Consider the following 25968-nt stretch of genomic DNA (forward strand, 5'->3'; position numbering starts at 1 on the left):
AATTTACAGGGTTTAATATCTGTCCCTTTCTTCATCTTCTTCCTCATCTGTCTCACCTTCAACCTCCTCATCAATATCTTCTTCATCAAGCGGTGATTCAAAATTCTCCTCCAGATCTTCTTGTGAGACCATAACCTCACGAGGCTTAGATCCTTCTGACGGCCCAACTACACCCATTTCTTCTAATATATCCAAGAGCCTAGCTGCTCTAGCATAGCCAATCCTTAATCTCCTCTGCAGCAAAGTAGCTGAAGCCTTGCCGGCTTTTATAACAACTTCTTTAGCCTCCAAAGATAAATCATCTTCATAGTCTCCGCCACCACCAAAACCAGCCACATGACCGCTTGGCTTTTCTGTCACATCATCATTATACTCTGGCTCAGCCTGATCTTTTAAGAAATCCACTACATCGTTTATTTCTTCATCGGATACATAGGCTCCCTGAATACGGCGAGGTTTGGAAAGCTCGGCTGTCATAAACAACATATCACCTTTGCCCAAAAGCTTTTCTGCTCCGGAAGTATCAATAATAGTACGGGAGTCCATGGCCGAGGCTACGGCAAAAGCAATACGGGAAGTAATATTGGCTTTGATAAGACCAGTAATAACATCTACTGACGGTCTTTGGGTGGCCAAAACCAGATGTATACCAACCGCCCTAGCCATCTGAGCCAAAGAAACAACGGCTGCTTCTATTTCTTTGGCTGCCAAAGACATCAGAGCCGCAAATTCATCAACAATCACCACTATATAAGGTAAACGATTAACAATAACGGCACTATTATAACTATCAATGTTCCTTTTGCCGGCGGCTTGAAGTAATTTGTACCTTTCATGCATCTCCTTTACTACCCAACGGAGAGCATTGATAGCTTTATCTGTTTCGTTGATAACTGGGGTCAGTAAATGTGGTATATTGTTGTATGATGAAAGTTCTACTCGTTTAGGATCAATTAAAATAAATTTTAATTCATCAGGAGAATTTTGATAGATCAAACTTAATATTATGTTATTAATACAAACTGACTTGCCACTACCAGTAGAGCCGGCTACCAAAAGATGGGGCATAGTAGCTAAGTTGGCCAAAATTGCACTACCAGCTACATCTTTACCCAAAGACAGCTGTAGACTGTTTTTTCTTTTTCTATAAGCGCTGCTTTCTAAAATTTCCCTGAGTTTAACTGTAGAGACAGTTTGATTTGGTACTTCTATACCCACCAAAGATTTGCCTGGAATAGGTGCTTCCATACGCAAAGGATGAGCCGCCAAAGACAAGGCCAAATCATTTTGCAAAGTAAGCATCTGAGAAAGCCTGACCCCTTCCGCCGGACGCAAAGTATATTGAGTGACTGTTGGTCCAACATTTACCTCTCCCATTGTCACGTCAATCCCAAAATTTTCCAAAGTCTTTTGAATCTTATTCATATTAGCGTTGATATCTCCGGAATCAGGCTTGGAATTTGATTTTGATAAAAGCTCAATTGGCACTACAATCTTGGGCCTAGCCTTTCTGACTTGAGGCTTTTCTTCCGTTTCTTCATCAACAAAATCTTCGGCCACCTCTTCTTTACTCTCTTCCATTTCTTCATCAGGAGAAAACTCTTCTTTGTTTTCTATCATGTCTTCATCAGGAGAAAACTCTTCTTTATCATCATTTTCTTCCTCTTCTTGCTCAGACAAATCTGCCTCGGGCAAAAATTTTTCTTTTATTATACCCAAGACTTTACCCTTCTCAATCATATCCTTAAAAGAAGTGTTGAAAGCCAAAAATATTCCAATAAATAAAAGTGCAAAAAGTATTACCATTGAACCCCAAAAACCTAAAAAGCTTTGAAGTGTCTGCCCTATAAAAAATCCCAAGGCCCCGCCGCCTTTACCAGCAGAAATTATTTCTTTTAGGCTAAATTCTGAAACAAAAAAATGAAATAAGCCGGAAAAAGCCAGCATCATCAAAACTAACCCAATATATCCCGATATTTTAATAGCATAACGACCACTTCTAACCAACAAATAGCCCAACCAGAGTAAAATCAAAATAAATATCCAATCAGCCCAACCAAAAGCATAAGATAGGCCAAAATTTAGATAGCGGCCAAAAGCGCCAGCTAAATCAAAAATTGATAAAATACTTAAAAAGGCTACTGTAAAAATAAGTATTGTAAAAATAGCCCCTTTAGTTTCTGGGTTTATACTAAAACCCTCTTCTTCATTTTGATAGACTCGTCTTTTTCTTCTAGCCATTTTTGGTGAAAATTATCAGTTTATAATACCTATATTTTACCATATATAAGAATAAAATAAAATCCCCCCAACAAATCAAAAACCCCCAAAAATAGGGGGCTTTTGCGAAAAAATATTCTTTTATTATTTTATAAAACCCGTGCCCGCTGGAATCTTGCGACCAATAATTACATTCTCCTTTAGACCCTTTAGATGATCTACTTTACCGGAAATTGCCGCATCAATGAGCACCCTAGCTGTTTCTTGGAAAGACGCTGCTGATAAGAATGAGTCTGAGGTAAGAGCGGCTTTGGTAATGCCCAAAAGTAGAGTGTCTCCAGTTGCTTTCTTACCCTTAGAATTAATATTGGCCTCTTGGAATTGAGTATAGGTTATCACCTCACCTGGCAATAGTTCAGTATCTCCCACATCTTTGACCAAGATTCTAGAAAACATCTGTCTGACAATAAGCTCAACGTGTTTATCATTTAGATTCTGGCCTTGTGAAGAATAAATATGTTTGATCTCACTAATAATATATTTTTGAACACTGAGCATATCTTTGAGATCATAGAGCTCTTGCAAGTCAATGCTTCCTTCGGTAATCTGCTGACCTTCTTCTACTAGATCCTTATTTTTAATCCAGAGATTATATCCAGCCGGTATTATGACTTCCTGCATACTTCCTTCTTTACTAATGACCTTAAGGGTTTTGTCTTTAATCTTTATAACACCATCTAGCTTAGTCCTGACTTTGTCTTTATTATCAAGCATGATGACCTGATCAACTTCTACTTCTTGACCATCTTTTACTTTAAGATCGGTATTATCTTTAATTTCATATTCTTCTACTCTGATTTCCTGTGGTTTGATTTTGATGATTCTCTGATCTTTGGAAATAAGTTTTTGATCATCCTCAATATATACTACACCTGAAAGTGGCGCCAAGATAGCTGATTTTTTAGGCGGCCTAGCTTCAAATAACTCCTCTACACGAGGCAAACCTTGAGTAATATCTCCTTCGGCTACACCGCCAGTATGAAAAGTTCTCATAGTAAGCTGTGTGCCGGGTTCACCAATACTTTGAGCAGCCACAATACCAACAGCTGTTCCTTGTTTGACTAACTCATTATAACCCAAATCAAAACCATAACATTTTTTACAAGCTCCGCGGATAGATTTACAAGTCAATATTGATCTTATTTTTATCTGATCGGGATTGGCTTTGGCTACTAATTCGGAAGCCTCTTTATCCACCAAAGTGCCTTTTTTGACAACTACTTTACCTTTAGCGTCTTTGATATCTTCTATTAGAACTCTACCTGTAGCTCTTTCGGCCAAGGTCTCGTTTATAGCATCACTTTCTTCTTTAGTAATCACCAAACCCTCTTTGTCTTTACAATCATCTTCCAAAATTACCATATCCTGAGAAACGTCCACCAAACGCCTAGTCAAATATCCGGCATTAGCCGTACGAAGAGCAGTATCTGATAGACCTTTTCTAGTACCATGAGTAGAGATAAAGTATTCCAGCACATCCAGACCCTCTTGAAAGTTGGCCTTGATAGGCAATTCGATAATATCACCAGCTGGATTAATCACCAAGCCTTTGATGCCCATGATCTGAATCATTTGTGACAAAGATCCTCTAGCGCCTGACTCAATAATAGACGCTACGGAATTTTTTGGATCCAAAACTTCTTGAACCCTATCATAAATACGATTTTTTATTTCATTCCAAACTTCAATGACCTTGATATATCTTTCATTATTAGTCAAAAGTCCTTGATTATATTGTTCCTTAATTTCTTCTACTCTTCTTTCTCCTTCTTCAATCAATTCTTTTTTGATTTTTAATTTTGGAATATCATCCATCCCCCAAGAAAGACCGGAAGCAGTAATATTTTTAAAGGCTACTTCTTTGATATCATCAAGTAGCTTGACTGTCTGGTCGTGGGGCAAAGTACGAAAAGCATCGGCTACAATATTTTTCATTCCTTTTTTATCGAGTGTCTTGTTCACATAACCCATCTTATCCGGCAGTATTCTATTAAATATAATCCTACCAACCGATGTTTCCAAAATCTGATTCTTTTCTTTGGCAATTCTAACTTTGATAACATCCTGAAGACCAATCACTCCCAAGGCAAAAGCTTTTTCTGCCTCATCTTCATCACCAAAAGCCTTGGTCAATTTTGACTCTGGATGAATATAAGTCAAATAATAACATCCCCAAACAATATCCTGACTTGGCACAGTTACTGGATCACCGGTAGCCGGCTTCAGTAGGTTGTTTGATGATAGCATAATAGTACTAGCTTCTTCTTTGGCTTCTTCAGTCAAAGGAACATGAACAGCCATTTGATCTCCATCAAAGTCAGCATTAAAAGCCGTACAAACTAAAGGATGAAGCTGGATAGCTTTACCTTCTATAAGAGTCGGCTGGAAAGCCTGAATACCCAAACGATGAAGGGTTGGAGCACGATTCAATAATACATGAGCATCTTTGATAATATCTTCCAGAATTGCCCATACCTCCTGGTGCCCAGCCTCAATATAACGATTGGCACTACGGACATTATGAACCAATTCTTGTTTTATAAGTTGAGAAATTACAAATGGTCTAAAAAGTTCCAAGGCCATAGTCTTTGGCAAACCACACTGATAAAGTTTTAAATGCGGACCAATGACAATAACACTACGTCCAGAATAATCAACACGTTTACCAAGCAAATTTTGTCTAAAACGTCCTTGCTTACCTTTTAGCATGTCCGCAATACTCTTGAGAGTTCTCTTTTGACCAGTAGAAGCAGTAACTGTCTTACCATGACGGGCATTATTATCAATCAAAGCATCCACTGCCTCCTGAAGCATTCTTTTTTCATTTCTTTGAATTACTTCTGGAGCATTGAGCTCTTTGAGTCTTTTTAGACGATTATTTCTATTGATGACACGACGATACAAGTCATTCAAATCAGATGAAGCAAAACGCCCACCATCAAGCTGAACCATTGGTCTCAAATCTGGAGGAATGACTGGAATAGTGGTCATAATCATCCACTCGGGTCTAATTTTATTTATAATCAAGTTCTTGACCAGTCGTGACCTTCTAATAAGTTTTTTTCTCTTAGACGCTATGGAGTCTTCTATTTCTTTTTCCAAAGAATTATAGAGTTCTTTTAGATCAATCCTCTTGAGTAATTCCCTGACAGCCTCAGCCCCAATACTGGCCTCAAACACATGACCATAACGCAAGGCTAACTCCTGATATTTAGTCTCAGAAATTATTTGCAATTCTCTTAACTCACGCAATTCCTTTAGAGCCACATCAGCGGCTTCTTCCAAGGTTTTAATTTTATCAATCTTAGCAACATTTAAATTCATCAAATCCTGCTCAATCTGTTTTTCTACTTTATCTTTTGGCTGGCCATCAGCGATGAGTTTGGTTTTACGATTATTGGCTTCCTGAGTTCTTTGATTAAATTCATTATCAATCTGCTTGCGCTTGTTTTTTAATTCACCCTTTATCTGTTCTATGGTTTCTTTACGAGCAACATCATCAACATTGGTAATAATAAAACTAGCAAAATAAATAACTTTTTCTAGAGACTGAATACTCAAATCCAAAACCAAACCGATCTTGGATGGAATACCACGTAAAAACCAAATATGAGATACAGGAGCGGCCAAATCAATGTGTCCCATTCTTTCACGACGAACAATAGCACGAGTCACTTCTACACCACACTTATCACAAACAATTCCTTTGTAACGAATTCTTTTATATTTACCACAATAACACTCCCAGTCTTTGGTTGGTCCAAAAATCTTTTCACAAAACAAACCGTCTTTTTCTGGTTTTTGCGTTCGGTAGTTTATAGTTTCTGGTTTCAAAACCTCACCGTGTGACCAGTTGTGTATGTCTTCAGGAGAAGCCAATCTTAGTTTGATAGCATCAAATTCTAAGACGGTATTTTTTTCCTGTGACATAAAGGTAGTTTTTGTTGATGATGGAGTAGGCATATTTTTAAATTTATAATTTACAAAAATTATTTTTCTGACTCAGACGCTACTTCTTCTGACAAACTCAAGTCAGCTACAACAGGAGCTTCTTCTTTGAGTATTTCTTGAGTTTCCCGGTCAACGTCTTCAATCTTGGCCTCTCTTTCTCCGACGAGCTCTACTTCCAATCCAAGGCCTTTTAGCTCTCGAACCAAAACATTGAATGATTCAGGTATATTTAAACGCTTGATAGGTTCACCTTTGATGATTGACTCATAAGCCTTGGATCTACCTGGCACATCATCAGATTTGATAGTTATCATTTCCTGCAAAGTGCTGGCAGCACCATAAGCTTCTAAAGCCCAGACTTCCATCTCACCAAAACGCTGACCACCAAACTGAGCCTTACCACCCAACGGTTGTTGAGTAACAAGAGAGTATGGTCCGATAGACCTCTGATGAATTTTGTCTTCTACCAAATGATTTAGTTTCAACATATAAGCCACGCCAACAGTTGTCTTGTTGTCAAATGGCTGACCAGTGCGGCCATCATATAATTGCAATTTACCATCTTCCGGCCAACCAGCTTTGGCTAGCTCCCCTCTGATGATTTCTTCGGACACTCCGTTTAGAGCCGGACTAGCCACTTTATAGCCAGCGGTTCTAGCCGCCAAACCTAAATGAGTTTCTAGTAGCTGCCCCAGGTTCATACGAGAAATAACACCCAGCGGATTCAAAATAATATCAACTGGTGTACCATCAGCCAAAAATGGCATATCTTCTATTGGTACTACACGGGATATTACACCTTTATTTCCATGTCGGCCGGCCATCTTGTCACCGACTTGCACTCTTCTGAGTTGAGCAATAGTAATCTGAATAGTCTTGATTACTCCGGCCGGTAGTTTATCACCCTTATCACGAGAAAATACCTTAACTCCGATTACCTTACCTCGTTCTCCATGCTTCAAATAAAGAGATGTGTCTCTGACGTCTTTGGCTTTTTCACCAAAGATAGCTCGCAAAAGTTTTTCTTCAGCTGACAATTCGGTTTCACCTTTAGGAGTAATTTTACCTACCAGAATATCTCCCGATGAGACATTGGCCCCAATTCTGACTACTCCTTCACGATCAAGGTCTTTTAATTTTTCTTCGCTGACATTTGGAATATCACGAGTGACCACTTCTGGACCAAGCTTGGTATCACGGATATCAATAGAGTAATCCTCAATACTAATAGAAGTATAATTATCATTTTTTACAACTCTTTCTGATATCAAAATAGCATCCTCATAATTTCCTCCATCCCAAGTCATATAAGCAACCAACATGTTTTGGCCTAGAGCCAACTCTCCTTGATCAGTAGCTGCTCCATCAGCAATTACCTCACCCTTTTTGACTTTTTGTCCTTTATCAACTATCGGGTGCTGATTCATACTAGTAGAAGTATTGGAACGAGAAAATTTATTTAAGTTATAAATTATTGTTTCTCCTTTTTTATTGCTTACTTCAATACGGCGACTATCAACATAAGTAACCTCACCGTCATCTTTGACTACAATCACCTGTCCAGAATCCATAGCTGCCTTAGCCTCAACACCAGTACCAACTACAGGAGCTTGCGGACGAATAACCGAAACTGCCTGACGTTGCATGTTTGTGCCCATAAGCGCTCTGACCGCATCGTCATGTTCCAAAAATGGAATTAAAGATGTAGCAATGGAAATAATTTGATTTGGAGCAACATCCAACAAATCAATTCTTTCTACTTTATCATAAGTAGGATTTCCCTTAACTCTAATTTCAGAATAATCATTTATAAAATAACCTTTTTCATCAATCGGTGTAGTGGCCGCGGCGGTGTTATATCTTTCCTCTTCAAAAGCATCAAAATAAACTATTTCATTGGTCACCAATGGTTTGATGGGGACTATTTCAATTTCTGTATGCTTGGCCAATTCTTTAGCTACGCTAGCGGTGATAGTTTGTCCAGCGCCAACAATTGTTTTTTTGCCATCTGGGGTTTTGATGTCTTCTCTGGCTATTTTATCAGTGGTTACCTTTGGATCATTATCTATATCATGAAGTACTCGCCTAAAAGGAGTTTCAATAAAACCAAAATCATTTACTTTGGCGTAAGATGCCAAATGCCCGACTAGTCCGATATTTGGACCTTCGGGAGTGGCAATCGGACAAATACGACCATAGTGAGTACGATGTACATCACGGACTTCAAAGCCCGCTCTTTCACGAGATAGACCACCTGGTCCCATAGCTGACAAACGACGTTTGTGCTCTAGCTCAGCCAAAGGATTTACCTGGTCCATGAATTGAGAAAGTTGTGAGCTCATAAAAAATTCTTTGATCACACCAATCACTGGACGGGCATTGATAAGCTGATTTGGAGTAATACTTGTCATGTCCAAAGTGCTCATCCTGTCTTTGACAATGCGCTCCATACGAGCCAAGCCAATCCTAAACCTGTTTTGGACAAGTTCTCCGATAGCTCTGACCCGCCTGTTGCCCAAGTGATCAATGTCATCAGCATCTTCTTGGCTAAGATTTAATTTGATAATTTCTTTGACCACCAAAATCAAATCTTCTTTTCGTAAGACTCTGGTATTTTTATTATTTGGAATGTCTAGTGCAAATCTAGAATTGATTTTGTATCTACCAACCCGACCAAAATCATAACGATCAAAATCAAAAAACATAGAATGAATAAGAGATCTGGCATTTTCAGTAGTAGCCAAATCGCCCGGCCTAATACGACGATAAATTTCTTTTAAGCCCTCGGCTTCGTTTGTAGAAATATCTTTGTTGATTGTAGCCTTGATAAATTTTACCTCTGGGTGAGTGTCAACATCTTTAAATAAATCTGTTATTTCTTCATCGGTAAAATACCCAAAGGCGCGCAAGAGTGCGGTGATAGGTACTTTTCTTTTTCTATCTATCTTTACGTAAATGACATTGTTGACATCAGTCTCAATTTCCAACCAAGCACCACGATTTGGTATAAGCTTGGCTCCATAGTATTTGCGACCACGCATGACCGAAGATGTAAAAAACACACCAGCACTTCTGATAAGCTGAGAAACAACTACACGTTCTACACCATTGATAATAAAAGTACCGCGATCAGTCATCAATGGAAAATCTCCCAAATATATTTCTTGTTCTTTGACTTCGCTGGTTCTTTTGTTGACCAGCCTTATGTTGACTCGCAGTGGAGCCTCAAAAGTAATATTTTTATCTTTGGCTTTGACTTCGTCAAATTTTGGCTCGTCCAAATAGTAGTCTTGAAAATAAAGCTCAAGATCACGACCAATAAAATCTTTGATTGGAGAGATTTCCTCAAAAAGTTCTTTTAGTCCTTCTCTAAAAAACCAGTCATAGGACTTTTTCTGAACCTCAATAAGGTCCGTCAAAGGAATGGCTTCACGCAGATCAGTAAAATACTTGCGCGAAGTAGAAGTTTTTACTTGGGGCATAAAGATAGTGCTAACTAGATTGTTTAATTAGCCTTATAGTATAAGGGCTTTATATTATAGAAAGTTTGCAGTCACAAAAAAGAACTCACCCGATTTTGGGTCAGTTATTTACATTAATTTTCATTTAAAATAGGCTTGGGGCCAAAAATTGCATAGCCCAATGGTATCAAATTTGACACCTATTGTCAAGGTCTTGTCCTCATCACTCAGAAACAACAGGCTATTTTTAAGTTTTTTTATCTAATATTAGATAAAAAGTTGCTATATATAAAAGAAAAAATTTGTCAAATTTTATATGTTTTACCAATAAATAAAGGCTATATATACACATATATAGTCATTTACCTACACTTTATCCACACCGTACAACCTCGCTACGCTCGGTCTACGGTGCAAGCGTCTTTATTTTTGACTGATTTTAGATAAATCCCGCACCATTTTTGAGTATTAAAAAATGGTGCGGGGTAAAAAAATAGGACGGGGGTCACACGATGCACGTGTGACTTCCCGTCCTTTCTCCTAGTACCTGCTGGTACTAGGAGCCACTGGTGAGCTCGACAATCTGCTGACTGTCAGCTCCGTAGCCGGTGATGACATATCCGATGTTGATGTTCCCTTGCTTGATGGGCTGGTAAAAGACCTGACCCGGACCGGGAACCTCGTCGGTCATGATCGCGTCACGCGGCTCGGTCACTTGGTTAGTGAAGGCGTTTTCCAGCAGTTGCTCAGCGGGCAGCAAATACAGGAAATAGACCACCTTCTCGGGGTAGCGACCGTCGTTTCTGACGACGTAGTCCTCGACGGCCAGCTGCACGGTGTGGCAGACGCCCTTGGTCTTGGCCTCCATGGCCCGGTTCTGCATGCTGATGAAGTTGGGGATGGCGATGGCCGCCAGGAGACCGAGGATGACCACAACGATCATCAGCTCGATGAGAGTAAAGCCCTTGCGATTGAACATTAGACATTCCTCCTAGAAAGGGTGAAACTGCCAAGAACAACGAAACAATCTATTTTTAGCCAATTTCGGCATTGTATATAGAACAAACGCTAAAAGCGAATCATATCATCTTATCACAAAATAAGTCTTTTGTCAAGACTTATTTACACAAAACTAGCTCTTTTATTAGTTATTTCAACAATTCTTTAAAAACTCGTCTATCATCCCAAGGAATTTTTTGACCATTTGCCACACATATAAATTGTTCTGAACCTTTACCAGTAATAAGTATTAGGTCGTTAACTTGAGCCAATTCTATTGATTTTTGAATAGCCTCACGTCTATCTTCTACTTTAAACAAATCTTTATCCAGTGTTTTGCCAACCTCAATAGCTCCACGGGCAACATTGTTTATAATTTCTATTGGATCATCATCATATGGGTCTTCGTTTGTTACAATTACTATATCAGCGTTCTCTCCCGCCATTTTACCAAGTACTGGTTGACGAGCTTTATCTCTTCCTCCACCGCATGATCCCAAGATATGAATCAATCTATTTTTTTTTATTTTTTTCAAAGTCTGATAAAGTTGGCCTAAACCCTCTGGCTCAGGAGCATAATCAACTAATACTTTAAAATCCTGTCCCTCATCAATCCATTCCTGACGACCTGGTACATTTTTTAATTTTGTTTGTACTAAATTTTTGAGATCAAAACCTAACTCTGCTATTGCTACCATAGCTGACAAAACATTATAAACATTAAATTTAGCAATAAATTTTGTATCTATCCTATTACCATGCACAGAAAATGACACTCCGTTTTCCAAATCAATATCCTGTGCCTGATAATCAGATTGTTTATCAATAGAGTAAGTGACAAATTTATCAACTTTTATTTTTTTGAGCCTCTCTGTTTCCATATCATCATTATTGGACACAACTATTTTGATTATTTTCTCACCATCTATTATTTTTATCTTGCTAGTTGATAGGTGTTTAAAAAGTTTTTCTTTATACATTCGATAATTTTCAAAACTACCATGAGCCTCGATATGCTCGGGTGTCAGATTGGTAAAAATAACTGTATCATAATTTATCCCCGCATGACGAAATTGTTCTACACCTTGAGACGATGTTTCAATCACCGCATATTTACAACCAGCTTTGACCATATCAGATAAAAGTCTTTGTGTTTGCATGCGCCCAAGCATTGTCATTTTTTTGTCATTGAGCCATTCTTTTTTAGCGACTTTAAAATTAGCAGTTGAAGCCAAACCAACTTTTTGATTTTGGGACTGCAAAAACTGAGCTACAAAATTAACAGTCGCTGTCTTACCATTGGTGCCGGTCACGCCTATCACAATCAATTTGTCACTAGGGTTTCCAAAAACAAAAGCCGCCAACTTGGCCAAAGTGTGATGATAAGCCAAGATGATTTTTTTGCCCAATATTTTTTTTATTAACTTTTTAAGCATCCTAATATGGTTGCTAATTATTATTTAAATAATCTTCTACTCTCTGGACATCTTCCGGCTTGCCAAAATCAAGCCAGACACCTTTGAGGTCAATTACTTTTACCTTGCCCTGTTTGGCTAAAAGATTTATGACATCTGTCAGCTCATATTCACCGCGAGGAGAAATATCTATCTTATCTAAATAATCAAAAACTTCTGGAGTAAATTTGTATAATCCAGTATTAATCAAATTACCAACTGGCTGAGCAGGTTTTTCTACTATTTGTTTCAAAAAACTATTTTTATCCACTGCTAGCACACCATAATTTTCTGGGTGCTGGTGGGCTAAGCCAGCTATATAATTGTAATCATCATCAATATTTAATCTTTTCAAATCTTCAACCGAATATAGATTATCTCCGTAGACTGCCAAAAAACTTTGACCTTTCAAAATATCTTTGACACACTCCAGAGGACAAGCTGTGCCATACTTCTCTTCACCGAGTATTTCAAATTGATTAACTAGCTGGATTTTAAATTCTGGATATTTGGTCAAAAATTCTTCCATAAATTCTTTTTTGTAACCAACGACCATTATAATTTCTTCAAAACCAGCGGCTTTTAGATTTGATAAAAGATAATAAAGAAAGGGACGACCATTAGCCTCTATGAGATGTTTTGGTTTGTCTTTGGACAACTCTAGCATCCTAGTACCGCGTCCAGCAGCTGAAATAAGTACTTTTCTAATCATATTTCAATAAATTTAATATAACTATTTTCTTAAAATAATTTTGGCAAGTTTATATATGCTATACCAGCTATTGTTATAAATCAAGTTGTAGGCCCCTGGTGAATATACCACCTGACCGCCAAAACCTTTTTTAAAACGACTAATACCAACCCATTTTGGTTTGGATCCGTCTTCTGGGGCAATACCCCAAAAATCATAAATCTCCGCGCCCAGAGTTTTGGCTTTTTTTATACTCTCCCACTGCAAAAGATGTGGTGCCATATAATTTCTGAATTCATAATCTGAAGCACCATGCAAATAGGTCATAGCTTGACCAAAATAAATCAAAATATTGGCCGCTACCGGCTGACCGTTTACTGTGGCTATAGCTAGATGAGCAACTTTATGATCAAGTAAGGTTTTAAAAAGTAAACGATAATAATCATCGTCATGAATTTTTATTTCTTTTCTATCGGCTGTTTTTCTATTCAACGCCAAAAAAATTTCTATATCTTTTTCGTCTTGAGAAAAAAATACTGACACTCCTTTTTTCTTGGCCAAAGCAATATTGTATCTGGTCTTAGTGTGCATATTGGCTAGTAATTTTTTTTCTTCATCTTTGATATCAAGAATCCAAGTATCACGCGGTTGGACATCTGGACACTTTTGTAGTTCTGGCAAAATCAAATTACTATTTTCTGGTTCTAACTTAAAAAATATTTCTTCCTTTTTTTTGGTTTCAATAGTAATCTCTCGTGCTTGTGACAAAATAAATCTTAAAACATCCTTTCTTTTTTCTTCGCTTATACCCTGACTAATGACCGGTCCCTTGGGACTATAAAGATAAGTCCTGTCAAAAGGTAATTTGTTTTCATACAAAAGACAAAGACCTATTAATTTATCCTCTTCTAAGACCGCTGCTTGCCAATATCTTTTGCCCTGTCTAGATAAAAAATTTCTCCAAACACTAGACTGTAAAAAATTACCAGAGACAAATCTGGTAGTTAAAAAATCATCATAATTTTCTTTATTACAAACTAACTTCATTTGTTTATATATTTAAGAGCTTCTTTGATACGCGTGGCCAGATCATCACTCTTGGGCAAAGTCTTTAATACTTCTTGAGCCTCACTTTGTTTGTAGCCCAGTGACATCAAAGCTTCGGCTACTTGCTTGTCGCTATCACTGGTCATAGATGGTTGGCTCAAGTCCACAATAAATTTTTCTTTGAGGTCTACCACTAGTCTCTCAGCAGTCTTCTTACCAATACCAGACACTTTTTGTAGCATAGTAGAATCTCCACTAGTAATAGCCCGCTTGAGATCATCAAGTGAGGCTAGAGCCAAGACATTTAAAGCACTCTTTGGTCCGACGCCTGACACAGAAATAAGTTTTTTGAAAAAATCCAACTCCTCTAAACTGGAAAAACCATAAAGATCAAAAGCATCCTCTTTGATATAAGAATGAATAAAAAAATCCACCTCATCCTGCTCACGGCATTTTTCTAGAGTTTTGGTTGGCAAAAAAACATCATAACCTATCCCACCAACCAAAACAATGGCGGATCTAGTAGCTTTTTTGATTATCTTACCTTTTAAATAGGCTATCATAATAATCTTATTCTACCAGACTTAGCCCTCTTTTTCAATTGACAAAAAATATCTTATATATTAAATTATTTTTGCAACTTGCTTTACTACTATACTTCTGCCCAGTGAGTCTGTACCCTCACAGAAAGGAAGGATCCATGATCCACTATGAACTACGCAACCCTCTACTTGGTCGCTGGTTTGTAACCACTCTTATCCTCGCCCTAGTCACCACCCTCATCCCAACACTGCATTTCCAACCAACAAGTAGCTATTCGCTGATTCTGCCCCAGATAACCCCCGACTGGCTCATCTGGCCACTCAATCTGGCGCTCTTTGTCGCCACGCTGGTCTGGCTGATCACCAACCGCTTCAGCGTCTGGATTGCCGGCGCCTACAACCACTGGCTCTACCATCTGCTCTGGCTGGCTATGGCCAAGGTTGTTTGGCTGCTCTTTGGCCCGGTGCTGTCGCTTAATACCCTGATGATCACTAGTTTTGTGGTCGTATTCACTCTCATCACCTACCTAGCTATCAGGAAAATCGGCCAAGACATCTACTGGCACTTGCCAACTGTCTTTGTCGTCTACCTGATGGCTCTGCGCCTGATGCATGATGTCAGTCTACTTGGCTGGGGCAAGCCGCTCACTCTGCTAAGCAAGCAGACCATCCTGCTTTGGACTTGCTTGAAGGTAGTCAGCCTCCCCATCCTCGGTCTCCTGGCCTTGGTCTACATTGCCAGCGGCCTTTACTTGTTCGGGCAAAAAATCAAAAACAGCTGGGACAACAATCTGGATGAAAGCGAGGAAATAATCGGCCTTTTCATGTTGCTGATTGGCATCATGATTTTCCTAATCATCTTTGAACTCCCTTACCAAATCAAAGAACACCTCATCAAGCCTACTTGGCATTGGCTCTTTCCCGACTACTCCTACTAGGAGACTGGTCTGCCCCCGCCCGATTCTGTAAAACAGAATCGGGCGGGGGAATTTTTTATTTTAAAAATCAAAATTTGCCTAAACCAAAAAACGCCCCATCGCGCAAGGGAGTTTTTCGGCTGTCCTATGTGACAGATACCTAGCAAAGACCCTCTCGACTAGGGCATCTGAAGGTATTGATATTATAGCAAATTTAAAAAAGCTTGAAAAGACCCCTGTGAATAAAATAGCTATTTATCCGCAAAAAATGGCTAAAACTAGAAAAATTTTAAAAGTTTTATATATACTCAATTGACAGCCGAAAAAGAATAATATAAAATCTTTGTGGGGCTGCGTGGCAAACGCCACACGCTACGCGATCAGCATCCATGCTGGGCAAGTCGGTTTAGGTGCACCATCAACGCGTCCTAAGAGTGCTTCTTCCAGCTGATAATGGAAGCCGTTGATAACCGACACTGCGTAGCGCAGCCCCACCAACTCGGGCAAAAGGCAAGGGAGATAAACCTCCTAACGTTTCAAACCGCGTCAGCGGTGGGAGGCGACCTCGCCAATTTGCCCGCGGAGGGGAGAGTGTGCCGGACACTAATAGTCCGACAAACCTCCCCTCCCTCTTTTTTTATAAAAATTTTAAACCATTTACCATAATGATGCAGGGTTATTTTTTTTATTTAATACAAAAAAGCCCCCTTGTCTGGTTATGAACCAGACAAGGGGGCGCGAAGTTCTCAAGCCGAAATCGGCTACTCGTCAAAGGTCTCTTCGGATTCGTAATTCCGCGCCTGCAGACTACGAACCCTTTTGTAGATAGCCCGACCGGGCCAGCTCAGTAGACTCACCAACCCAAGACCAATGGGTATGAGCAGGATGTAGGTGACGTAGAAAAACGCCACAACATAAGCAGCCCACTGAGCAGCTGCCTGAAAACTCGGCAAAAGACCGAGCCCCCACAGACCTACACAGGCCAACAGACAGACACCGTAAAAAAGCACCAAACTAACGACAAAGAGCACAAAGCGCATTACCACCTACCTCCTAAAAAGAGTGAATTGTTCGTACGTTTAACGCTGTAAGATAACATTATTAAAATATTTTGTCAATTCAAAAAACCCCGCTTCGGCGGGGCTTTTATCTTTTATAAATAACTAAAGTCTTTTCTTCTATCAATCAACTCATAAGCCTTCTTCATTTCTTCGGGTGTGTTTATATAAATAATTTTGTATTTTCCAGAGGTGGTATTTTTTTCATGATCATGGAAAATTTCCAAAATATGTATCAATCCCCAATACAACCATTTACCGTTTATATTCTGCACTAAAAAATTTCTAACAGGGGGTCTATGATATATTCTAATATCCTCTTTATCTTTAAAATCAAATATTTTTCCTTCAAAATCCTCGGCCTTGATCTTATTTTTCAGGTGTTCTTGATAATTCAGTTCCTTTGGAAAACCCTGTTCTGAAGTTATTTGTAAGGTATCATTTATTTTTATAAAACCACCCATAAATTTATTGCCTAATAGGCATTACCAAATAAATATATTTGTCATTACCAACTGGCTGAAGTAGCCCTGGTGATGAATTATTGTTTATCTTCATATTTACTTCACTGGTACCCAGCTGATTAAGGCCATCTAGTAAATAGCGGTAGTTAAAGACAATATCATTTTCTTCTCCTTTTATTTCTGCTGAGACATTGGCAATTGAAGTACCAGTATTTGATGAAGCAGTAGCGATAATTATTTTTTGAGACTTGGCATCAAAACTAAGTCTTATATCATTAATACCTTGTTTGCAAAACAGAGCCACTGATTTTATAGCTGGGACAAGCTTACTAATATTGCACTTGGCTTCAGTTTTGAATTCAGCTGGAATAATTTGACTATAATCTGGGTATTTACCATCTATTACACGCGATATGAGCTCTACTCCATCAAGCTCAAACATTATCTGATTTTCATTAAAAAATATTTTGAGTTTTTTGTCCTGCTGGTCATTTAGAATCCTAGCTAATTCTTGTAAAGTTTTGAGAGGAATTATTAGGTTTTTGTTTTCCCCGTTTTCTACTGGGATTTTCTTTTCAGCCAAACGGTAGCTATCAGTAGCTGCTAGAGTAAGTTCATTTTTTTGAAAGTTGAAGTTTACAGCATTTATTTCAATCCTTGAGACATCTAGTGACGCGGCTAGTAGCACTTGAGAAAGACTTTTTTTCAAGTCAGCGATTGAGATTTCTACCATGTTATGTTTTTCTATTTCTGGTATCAGAGGAAAGTCTTCAGCAAGCATGCCTTTGATAGAGGTTTCTTGGTTGGCACTTTTTATTTCTAGGTTATCTCCGTCCAAGTTGATTTCAATATTTTCTCTGGGAAGAAAAGAAACAAAGTTGTGAATCAATTTAGCATCTACTGTAAACTCGCCTGACTTTTCTATTTTTCCTCTAATTGATGCTTTGATACCAATTTCCAAATCAGTAGTGATCAAAGTGAGATCGTTTTTTTCTGCTTTCAATAATACATTATTCAAAATTGGCAAGTTGGAACTTTTGTTGGCAATGTTTGATACCAAAGATAATCCTTTATTCAAATTTTCCTGAGTGCAAACAATTTTCATATTATTATTGTTTAATTATTTATATATAAAATTTAGTAGTAGTTATAGGCACGGTGGATATGTTTATAAGTGGAGAAAAATTTTGGTAAAGCCTAGGAAAATTTGTTTTTATTTTGGATTTTAGCTGGTGGACAATCAGTTCACAAAAATGTTGATAAGAGGTTTTTTTGTGAATAAGTTTTGAGACTTTATTTTGATCGGTGGATAAGCTGGTGTTTATACACAGTTAGTTATAAAACTTTACACAAGGTTATAAAAAACTTATAAACAATTTATTCACGCAATTTTTGTGAATCTTTAATTGCGTTCATAGATTTTTGTCTTTAAAACTAAGATGTCATTTTTAATTCTATCATCAGATTCAATTAAGGTGGTTACTTTGACACAGGCGTGCATGGCAGTGGTGTGATCTCGTCCGCCTATTTCTTGCCCGATGTTTGGGTAAGAGGCTTTAAGCTCTTCTCTCATCAAAAACATAGCAATTTGTCGGGGCACTACCAATTCTTTTTTGCGGCTGGCGCCCAAGAGATTTTCCATGCTAATGTCGTAAAATTCTGAAATGACTGTCAAAAGTCTTTTGGGGGTCAGTCCCGCCTTTCTAGGATTGGCAGCAATACCTCCCAAAATGGATTTTACGCTCTCTAAACTAGGAGTGGTGTTGTTGAGTTGATGAAAAGCAATAATTCTATTTAGAGCGCCTTCTAACTCGCGGATATTTTCTTGAATAGTTTCAGCAATATATTGAACTATCTTTGGGTCAAGATTATATTTTTTTTCTTGGGCCTTAATTTCTAAAATAGCCACTCTAGTTTCTAGATCAGGAGAAGAAATATCGGCAATCATCCCCCACTCAAAACGGGAAATCAACCTGTTCTCTACTTCTTGGATAGCTTTTGGTGGTCTATCAGAAGATATAACTATTTGTTTATTGTTTTGGTGAAGGGCATTGAAAGTATGGAAAAATTCCTCTTGAGTTTGTTCTTTTCCGGCTATAAACTGGATATCATCAATCAAAAGCACGTCAATATTTCTATACATTTGCTTAAATTTGTCAGTTTGTCCCGATTTTATAGCAAAAATAAAGTCATTGGTAAATTTTTCGCTATTAATATAAAGGACCCTTTTACTAGGATCTTTGGCTAATATATAATTACCAACAGCTTGGACTAGGTGAGTTTTTCCCAAACCTACACCACCATATATAAATAAAGGATTGTAGATTTCACCAGGTTTTTGAGCAGCCGCATGAGCAGCCGCTTGGGCCAACTCATTGCCTGGTCCAACAACAAAGGTTTCAAACTTATAGTGAGGATTTAGGCCAAATTTACTGACACTTTGGCCATTAGAAGGATTGCTGGAGTTATGCACATAGGAGGTTTTTTCTTTATTAATATTTTCAACATTTTCGCTAATGTCAGCCATCTTTTCCTTTGTTATGACCCTGTAGATAACCTGTAGATTATTTTTTGATAACACATTTTCCAGAGCTGATATAATTTTGTCGTGGTACTTCTTTTCCAACCATACTTTGGTAAAGGCATTGGGCACTCCAACCACCACTTGGTCTGATTCAACACTGGCAATAAAGGTATTTTTAAACCAAGTAGTAAAGTTTGCTTTACTGATTAAAAGTTCTAATTCACCCAGGGTATTTTCCCAGATTTTATCGTAATTTTCCATATTTTTAGCTTTGTTTTAGCCCGAAAACTTAGTCTATATTACTATAGCACAAATAAAACTTTACCAAAATACAGACTTTAGTTGAAAAAATGTGAACAGCTTGTGGATAATTGTGGATAACTTTCAAGACTCTGTTAGTCTTGATAAATAGGGTGGAATATGTTATTGTTCAGACGTTATAATTATTAAAGATAGCTAGGTATTTTATATGACCAAAAGAACCTATCAGCCAAAAACCAGAAAAAGAGCCAAGACTCATGGTTTTCGTGCCCGCATGTCTAGCAAAAGCGGTCGCCAAGTATTGTCTAGCCGCAGAAAAAAAGGCAGAAAAAGCCTGGCTGTTTAATTTACCTAATATTAGGCAAAAACTATGTTGCCTAAAATTTTTAGACTTCATCAAGATAAGGAAATAAAAGACTTGGTTAAGAATGGCCAAAGCTTTTTTTTGCCGCAACTAGTGATTAAGTATAAAAAAAATCAAGAGGGGCCTAGTCGTTTTGCTTTTGTGGTTTCTACTAAGGTTGATAAGCGGGCAGTAATCAGAAATAGATTGCAAAGACAAATGCGTGAAATTGTCCGGATAGCGCTACCAAAGCTTAAGACAGGGTATGTTGTGCTAATAATAGCCAAAAAATCTGCCTTGGAGTTGGATTTTAGCACTTTGGGTCGGCAACTAGACTTTGCTTTTAAAAAAATAAGCCTTTATAATCAAGGTCAAAATGATAAAAAAACTAGTTTTAAAACTAATTAGGCTTTATCAAAAGACTTTATCTCCGGACACGGGCTGGTTTAAGGTGTTTTATCCTCATGGTTATTGCCGATTTTACCCGCATTGTAGCGAATATGGCTATCAGGCTATAGATAAATATGGACTTTTAAAAGGTGGATCAAAAGCTGTTTGGCGGGTTATAAGATGCAATCCCTTATCAAGCGGTGGCCATGATCCAGTAAAATAATTAAAATAACTTTCATGTGGATTTTTAACAAATTTTTCTACGAACCAATTTTCAATCTTTTGGTTTATATATACAATAGTATTCCTGGCCATGATTTGGGTCTGGCAATTATTATTTTGACTTTGATCATCAGACTGCTTCTTTATATCCCTTCCAAAAAATCTATCAAAGCTCAAAAAGAATTGGCCACCTTACAACCGGAGATAGAAGAGCTCAAAGAAAAATATAAAGCGGACAAAGAAAAGATGGGTCCGGAGCTGATGGCACTTTACAAAAAAAGAGGAGTCAATCCCCTTTCGTCTTGTCTGCCAATGGTCATTCAGTTGCCATTTCTTTTTGCCATCTATAGAGTTTTCTTCAATGGCCTGACTGATGAGCACGCCACAGATGTCTTGTATTCTTTTGTTACTAACCCCGGTGTACTCAATCCTTTAGCTTTTGGATTTTTTAATCTAGCAGAAAAAAGTATTTTGCTGGCAGTGTTGGCTGGTTTGGCTCAGTTTTGGCAATCTAAAATGATGATGGCCAAAAAAAGACCAGGCAGCAGCTCGGTCATGGCTGGTATGAGCGGACAGATGTTGTATATATTTCCTGTGATTACAATTTTTATTGGTTCTAGTTTTCCAGCTGGTTTGACATTTTATTGGTTACTGACAACTATATTTTCTATTGTTCAACAATACATTGTTTTGGGCACTCGTAAAGCTAAAACTAGTGATGAAAAAACAGTCGAAAATACTAGTGAAAAAAAAGAATAAAATATTTGTTCAATATTTTATAAATATATAAAAAACCCTTTATTTAAAGGGTTTTTTCTTATAGTAATATGATAGTTTTTAGGCAAAGGTTCGGTCGCTACCGACTATGATTTTTAATTTTTCCGGGATTACTTTTATCTCAGCTGGAGTTTTCATAATCACCTGATCATCAGTTACAATAGCAACTTGGTCTTCGGCTAGAGAGCCGATTTTTATTTTGGTAAATTGTAGCACTGTCTCCTCTATTTTCTTTTTACCAAACACTCCAGAGCGTATGGGAGTAATCACTGCTTCTAGTATTCCATCAATCGGAGAAGAATAAGAATTTTTTTCATCGGAAAAATTGTATAAAGTTATTTTGCTTTTTTCAGTGACGGGAGAGACTTTATAGTCATTGTACTCTATTGTGACATCACCGCTTTCAATTTGAGCAGTATTTACAAAATAATAATTATTTATTTTTCCTAGGTCTATTTTTTTTATAATGCGTGAAGCCAAAACGTCACAAGCCAAGATTTTGGGAGGTATACCCAGCGTCTTGGCAATAGGGTTGTCGTTATCAATTGGTATCAGTCCGAGTGTAACATCCAAATCAGCCACCACATTGATGACCTTGGCAAAAGTTTGAGCGTTTCCAATCGCTACGACAGTTTGTACTCCCTCTTTGACACCATCAGTAATCATCTCTTTCATATTTTTGAGAACTGACAACCTAGCAATCTTTCCTTTGATGCCTAGGTCAGTCAATCTCTTTTCAATTTTTACCAAAAGGTCGCTATATTTTTTGTCGCTCAGAAAGGAGTCATAAATATAAAGATACATAAAGCTTGGCTCCTAGAAATTTTTATTTCTCGTTTTCTTCTTTTCTAATTGGCTCGGCCTTTTTATTTTCTTTGGGCTCTTCAGTGGAAATATTGCCAATTGGCATATCCAGAGTGCCTTTGAGTAGTGCGCCACTTTCAATGGAAATAATTTGAGCCTTGATGTCGCCCAAAATCATGGCCGTACCGGTTATTTCCAGCTTTCCTTTAACATTAATATTTCCTCTAACCTTACCGGAAATAAAGGCATTGTTGGCCTTGATATTGGCATCAACTACAGCATTTTGGCCTATTTTTAGGTTATTTTTGGTTTGTAAGTTACCTACCAAAATACCTTCTATGACCAAATCCCCTTCGCCTTTAAAATCTCCCTCTACTTTGACTGAAGGGCCAATAATGGTTTCAATACTCTTTGAGTTTGGGGCAACTGATTGATTTTTAGAAAACATAGATTTTATATTATAATTAAATTTTAGGTAGTTTCTGTCCCTTAATAGTAGCCAATTCGAGCATTAATGTAAAGAGATAAAACCCCTGATCAAAGCCTTAGTATAGACATTTTATACCTTATATATTAGAATAACTACGTTTTTAAAAATATACTAGTTAAAATATGGGCTTAATAAAGGATGCTAGAAATTATGCTATTGAACAAATAAATCAATATGGTAGCCCAGCTATTGAGCTTTTTGAAATATCAGAGAAAAAAGCTCTAGAGTTAGCCAAAAAATTAAATCTTGAGATAGAGACTGTTTTAGTCGGTATAGCTCTTATGGACATAAGGCTCGGACAAGCCTTGTCAGAAGGAAGGATCAGCGAGCACGTTGCTATGAGTGTTGAGGCTAGCCGAGATTTTTTGGCTAATTATAATATTGATGAGAAAAAGAAAGAAAATATTATAAATTGTGTGGCTGCTCACCATAAAGACGTAGAATTCACTTGTCCGGAGGCTGAGCTCTGTGCTAATGCTGATAGTTATCGTTTTTTGACGCCAAGAGGCATATTTATATATTTTCATTTATTAGTCAGTGAAAGACAAGTTAGTTTTTTAGAAACACTGGCCGCTGTCGAGGCTAAAATGGATGAAAAATATAATATTTTGTCTTTAGAAATTTGTAAGAATGAGCTTGAAGAAAATTATAAAATGTTTAAAAAAATCTTTGCTCAAGTCAGAGAAAAGTAAAGGATAAAAATCGTATCACGACACATTTTATAAACTAAAATTAGACAAAAAGAAAAGAATAAGTAAAAAATAAGATTTTTATTTAGACCCCATAGTTTAATGGATAAAACAAGAACCTCCTAAGTTCTAGATCCAGGTTCGATTCCTGGTGGGGTCACCAGATAGTCAAGGCTTTAATTATTAGAAAAGATCTGCTATTATATAAATATGAAAAACTTGGACGAGCCCAGTCCTAATAAAATATCTAAAACAAGCTAATTTTTAAAAGCCTTTTTTGGGCTATTTTTAATATATGACATTTTTTGTACTATTAATCTTACTTATCTTATCTTCATGGTTTTCTGGTATGGAGATTGCTTTATTTTCTTTGTCTTCATCAAAGGTAAAAGAGTTGGTAATGGCGAAAAAACCAAATGCGAATTTATTGCAGAAATTATTGGAAAATAAAAATAGGTTGTTAGTAGTAGTTTTATTGGGTAATAATTTGGTAAATATTGGTGCGGCTTCTTTAGCTACTGTGGCAGCTGTTAAAGTTTTTGGTGATTTGGGGGTTGGTCTGGCAACTGGAGCTATGACAGTCCTTATTCTCGTTTTTGGAGAAATGTATCCCAAGGCTTATTTTCAAATTCACGCTACGCGAGTAGCCTTGTTTTTTGCGCCGGCCATATATACTCTGCAAATTATTTTGTATCCAATAGTGCTAATTTTAGAGAAAATGTTGCATTTTTTGACCAGAGGCAGGGGCAAAAAAATAGTTTCAGAAGGGGAGTTTAGGGCTTTTAGTCGTTTAGCAGTAGAACAAGGGGCACTTGATTTTGCTGAGCACGAGATGATTATGAATATTTTGGAGTTCAATGATATAAGTGCCAAAGAAATAATGACACCACGATATCGCATGGCTGTTTTAAATGATGATGCCGATGTTGATCAGGTAGCTTATTTTGTGGCCCAAGATGGACACAGCAGATATCCGGTTTATCATAATCAAAAGGATAATATTATTGGCTATGTGCACGTCAAAGAAATAATGAGAGTTTTAAATAGTGAGAAACGCGAAGAAACCTTGGAAAAATTTGTAAAACCAGTTATAAAAGTAAAAGAAAAGACCAAAATTAACATTATTTTTAATAAAATGAGACGCCGTAAAAGCCACATGGCCTTAGTTTTAAGAGGGGATGATTTGATTGGTTTGATTACTATGGAGGATATTTTGGAGCACATTGTGGGAGACATCTTTGATGAGGACGATGATTAGAAATAGCCGTTTCCAAGAGAAATAAAGTTAATACACAAATATTAGCCAAATTAAATAGGCCGCTACGGAGCTATTTGGCCTCTCAGACAATAAACAAACACTTGTGAGCTACACTGGGGCGTAGCTATTTTCTTGACAATCCTCATAAAAAGATATATAAGAAAAGGATTCTTTGAAATATCTTGGCCAATATGGCCCTAGCGTCTAGTTTGGATAAAAAGGATATCTGATTTGGCTGCTGTGGCTATAAAAGTCAAAGCCGTGAAAGCTAAAGCGTAATTTGACCTTATAGTCAGAATTTAGTTCTTTATGGTAATTTTTGAGTGAGAGAGCTAGGGTAAGGGGTTCGCGCCCAGCATCCTTTACGGAGGGTGTCCGAGGACATACTCGGAGGAACTTCTTCCCTGCTGGCCCCACTGACTTCGGTTGGTGGGGCTATTTTATTTGACCCCATAATCGACAGACCTCAATATCAAGTATTGGGTGAGGATAGTTTAGTTTTGAAGGGATAGTATCATATCAGGGCTGAAATAGAACAGTGGTCTGTCGCTACGGGGCGGGACGTGGTGTTTAGTTAACCTTAGACAATAAATAAGCTCCAGTGTTTGCCTGCCCGCCATAGCCGGCACGGCAGGCGGGGAACTGGGGCAGACTTATTTTCTTGACACATTTTGGACAATATGATAGTATACCCCCATAGGGTATATAAGTATTTAGCTAAATCAATGAAAAAAGCTTGTTGTCCAGAAAAAATAATTTCTCAACTTCATAGGATTGAAGGCCAGATTCGGTCGGTAGAAAAAATGTACAATGAAAAACGTGATATTGAAGAAATCATTCGAGTAGTAAAAGCAGCTAGGGCGTCTATGGATTCTCTAAGTAAGCTTTTGGTGGACGATAAAGTCAGTGGATGTTATGATGGTAAAAAGGTGATTGATAAAAAACAATTGTCCAAATTAATTAATATCTTATTTGATTTAAAATAATAATTTAATTGTAAAATAATTAATAATAAAAAATATGCCATTAGAACTTACAGATCAGACTTTTGAAAAAGAAGTCAAATCATTTTCAGGTGTAGTCTTAGTAGATTTTTGGGCGCCTTGGTGCGGACCATGCAAAATGCAGGGACCGATTATAGAAGAGGTAGCCAATGAGCTAAAAGATAAAGAAGGTGTAAAAGTAGCCAAATTAGATGTTGATCAAAATAGTGCTACTGCTCAGGCTTTTAGCGTGATGAGTATCCCGACTTTAAAAATTTTTAAAAACGGTGAAGTAGTAGAAAATATGGTTGGTCTTCAAAGCAAAGAAGTCCTTCTAGATCTTATAAAAAAACATTCATAAAT

At 37.5% G+C, this 25968-nt stretch carries 22 protein-coding genes and 1 tRNA gene; 10 read left to right on the forward strand and 13 right to left on the reverse strand.

Features of this window, described 5'->3' with window-relative positions; all coding sequences use genetic code 11:
* Nucleotides 1-12: 12 nt before the first annotated feature.
* The 8 genes from KKH39_00925 to ruvA all read right to left on the reverse strand — a co-directional run bounded on the left by KKH39_00925 (nucleotide 13) and on the right by ruvA (nucleotide 14446).
* Nucleotides 13-2241, reverse strand: a complete 2229-nt coding sequence (locus tag KKH39_00925) for a DNA translocase FtsK (GenBank protein ID MBU1202597.1) — start codon at nucleotides 2239-2241, stop codon at nucleotides 13-15.
* Nucleotides 2242-2364: 123 nt separating this feature from the next.
* On the reverse strand, nucleotides 2365-6243 hold the full coding sequence (gene rpoC, locus KKH39_00930; GenBank protein ID MBU1202598.1) for a DNA-directed RNA polymerase subunit beta': 3879 nt from the start codon (nucleotides 6241-6243) through the stop codon (nucleotides 2365-2367).
* Between the two features lie 26 nt (nucleotides 6244-6269).
* A complete protein-coding gene (locus tag KKH39_00935) occupies nucleotides 6270-9713 on the reverse strand; it encodes a DNA-directed RNA polymerase subunit beta (GenBank protein MBU1202599.1) in 3444 nt (1147 codons plus the stop codon).
* Between the two features lie 535 nt (nucleotides 9714-10248).
* Nucleotides 10249-10671 (reverse strand): prepilin-type N-terminal cleavage/methylation domain-containing protein, encoded by a 423-nt coding sequence (locus tag KKH39_00940; protein MBU1202600.1) that lies wholly within the window; start codon nucleotides 10669-10671, stop codon nucleotides 10249-10251.
* Nucleotides 10672-10840: 169 nt separating this feature from the next.
* Entirely contained in the window at nucleotides 10841-12127 is a 1287-nt protein-coding gene (locus KKH39_00945; GenBank protein ID MBU1202601.1) for a UDP-N-acetylmuramoyl-L-alanyl-D-glutamate--2,6-diaminopimelate ligase, read from the reverse strand.
* 13 nt (nucleotides 12128-12140) lie between these two features.
* The gene (locus KKH39_00950) at nucleotides 12141-12857 is read right to left on the reverse strand and encodes an NTP transferase domain-containing protein (GenBank protein MBU1202602.1); all 717 of its coding nucleotides are present in this window, start codon (nucleotides 12855-12857) and stop codon (nucleotides 12141-12143) included.
* Nucleotides 12858-12878: 21 nt separating this feature from the next.
* Entirely contained in the window at nucleotides 12879-13883 is a 1005-nt protein-coding gene (locus KKH39_00955) for a peptidoglycan bridge formation glycyltransferase FemA/FemB family protein (GenBank protein MBU1202603.1), read from the reverse strand.
* Complete coding sequence (gene ruvA / locus KKH39_00960) at nucleotides 13880-14446, reverse strand: Holliday junction branch migration protein RuvA (GenBank protein ID MBU1202604.1); 567 nt, start codon at nucleotides 14444-14446, stop codon at nucleotides 13880-13882. The genes KKH39_00955 and ruvA overlap by 4 nt, the downstream gene beginning before the upstream one ends.
* A 137-nt stretch (nucleotides 14447-14583) precedes the next feature.
* Between ruvA and KKH39_00965 the strand changes: the two genes are divergently transcribed.
* Nucleotides 14584-15363 (forward strand): hypothetical protein, encoded by a 780-nt coding sequence (locus tag KKH39_00965; protein MBU1202605.1) that lies wholly within the window; start codon nucleotides 14584-14586, stop codon nucleotides 15361-15363.
* A 1132-nt stretch (nucleotides 15364-16495) separates the two neighbouring features.
* Here the strand turns inward: KKH39_00965 and KKH39_00970 are convergent.
* The 3 genes from KKH39_00970 to dnaA form a co-directional block, all read right to left on the reverse strand.
* Nucleotides 16496-16864, reverse strand: a complete 369-nt coding sequence (locus KKH39_00970) for a hypothetical protein (protein MBU1202606.1) — start codon at nucleotides 16862-16864, stop codon at nucleotides 16496-16498.
* 4 nt (nucleotides 16865-16868) lie between these two features.
* Nucleotides 16869-17969: a DNA polymerase III subunit beta gene (gene dnaN / locus KKH39_00975; GenBank protein ID MBU1202607.1), complete on the reverse strand. Its 1101-nt coding sequence runs from the start codon at nucleotides 17967-17969 to the stop codon at nucleotides 16869-16871.
* Between the two features lie 297 nt (nucleotides 17970-18266).
* Nucleotides 18267-19649, reverse strand: a complete 1383-nt coding sequence (dnaA, locus tag KKH39_00980; protein MBU1202608.1) for a chromosomal replication initiator protein DnaA — start codon at nucleotides 19647-19649, stop codon at nucleotides 18267-18269.
* A gap of 208 nt (nucleotides 19650-19857) precedes the next feature.
* On the opposite strand from dnaA, the gene rpmH reads away from it, so the two are divergent.
* The 4 genes from rpmH to KKH39_01000 are packed head-to-tail and all read left to right on the forward strand — an operon-like array spanning nucleotide 19858 to nucleotide 21363.
* The gene (gene rpmH / locus KKH39_00985; protein MBU1202609.1) at nucleotides 19858-19995 is read left to right on the forward strand and encodes a 50S ribosomal protein L34; all 138 of its coding nucleotides are present in this window, start codon (nucleotides 19858-19860) and stop codon (nucleotides 19993-19995) included.
* Between the two features lie 24 nt (nucleotides 19996-20019).
* Nucleotides 20020-20400: a ribonuclease P protein component gene (gene rnpA, locus KKH39_00990; protein MBU1202610.1), complete on the forward strand. Its 381-nt coding sequence runs from the start codon at nucleotides 20020-20022 to the stop codon at nucleotides 20398-20400.
* Complete coding sequence (gene yidD / locus KKH39_00995; GenBank protein ID MBU1202611.1) at nucleotides 20372-20605, forward strand: membrane protein insertion efficiency factor YidD; 234 nt, start codon at nucleotides 20372-20374, stop codon at nucleotides 20603-20605. Before rnpA ends, yidD begins: the two co-directional genes overlap by 29 nt.
* A gap of 14 nt (nucleotides 20606-20619) precedes the next feature.
* Nucleotides 20620-21363 (forward strand): YidC/Oxa1 family membrane protein insertase, encoded by a 744-nt coding sequence (locus KKH39_01000; protein ID MBU1202612.1) that lies wholly within the window; start codon nucleotides 20620-20622, stop codon nucleotides 21361-21363.
* A 78-nt stretch (nucleotides 21364-21441) separates the two neighbouring features.
* On the opposite strand, the gene KKH39_01005 is transcribed toward KKH39_01000, so the two are convergent.
* Both KKH39_01005 and KKH39_01010 read right to left on the reverse strand, forming a co-directional pair.
* Nucleotides 21442-22185, reverse strand: a complete 744-nt coding sequence (locus tag KKH39_01005; GenBank protein MBU1202613.1) for a hypothetical protein — start codon at nucleotides 22183-22185, stop codon at nucleotides 21442-21444.
* 22 nt (nucleotides 22186-22207) lie between these two features.
* Nucleotides 22208-22633: a polymer-forming cytoskeletal protein gene (locus KKH39_01010; GenBank protein ID MBU1202614.1), complete on the reverse strand. Its 426-nt coding sequence runs from the start codon at nucleotides 22631-22633 to the stop codon at nucleotides 22208-22210.
* 164 nt (nucleotides 22634-22797) lie between these two features.
* Here KKH39_01010 and KKH39_01015 point away from each other — a divergent pair, with 164 nt between their 5' ends.
* From KKH39_01015 to trxA, 5 genes are all read left to right on the forward strand, one after another.
* Nucleotides 22798-23367 carry a hypothetical protein gene (locus KKH39_01015; protein MBU1202615.1) on the forward strand — a complete coding sequence of 190 codons (570 nt, stop codon included), beginning with the start codon at nucleotides 22798-22800 and terminating at the stop codon, nucleotides 23365-23367.
* An 85-nt stretch (nucleotides 23368-23452) separates the two neighbouring features.
* Nucleotides 23453-23527: transfer RNA gene (locus KKH39_01020), tRNA-Arg, on the forward strand.
* A gap of 132 nt (nucleotides 23528-23659) precedes the next feature.
* Entirely contained in the window at nucleotides 23660-24622 is a 963-nt protein-coding gene (locus tag KKH39_01025) for a hemolysin family protein (protein ID MBU1202616.1), read from the forward strand.
* A 725-nt stretch (nucleotides 24623-25347) separates the two neighbouring features.
* On the forward strand, nucleotides 25348-25608 hold the full coding sequence (locus tag KKH39_01030) for a metal-sensitive transcriptional regulator (protein MBU1202617.1): 261 nt from the start codon (nucleotides 25348-25350) through the stop codon (nucleotides 25606-25608).
* Nucleotides 25609-25642: 34 nt separating this feature from the next.
* Nucleotides 25643-25966 carry a thioredoxin gene (gene trxA / locus KKH39_01035; protein ID MBU1202618.1) on the forward strand — a complete coding sequence of 108 codons (324 nt, stop codon included), beginning with the start codon at nucleotides 25643-25645 and terminating at the stop codon, nucleotides 25964-25966.
* Nucleotides 25967-25968 lie beyond the last annotated feature (2 nt).

This window comes from Patescibacteria group bacterium (assembly GCA_018819405.1).
Taxonomy (GTDB): Bacteria; Patescibacteriota; Patescibacteriia; order UBA1558; family GWA2-36-10; genus XYD1-37-29.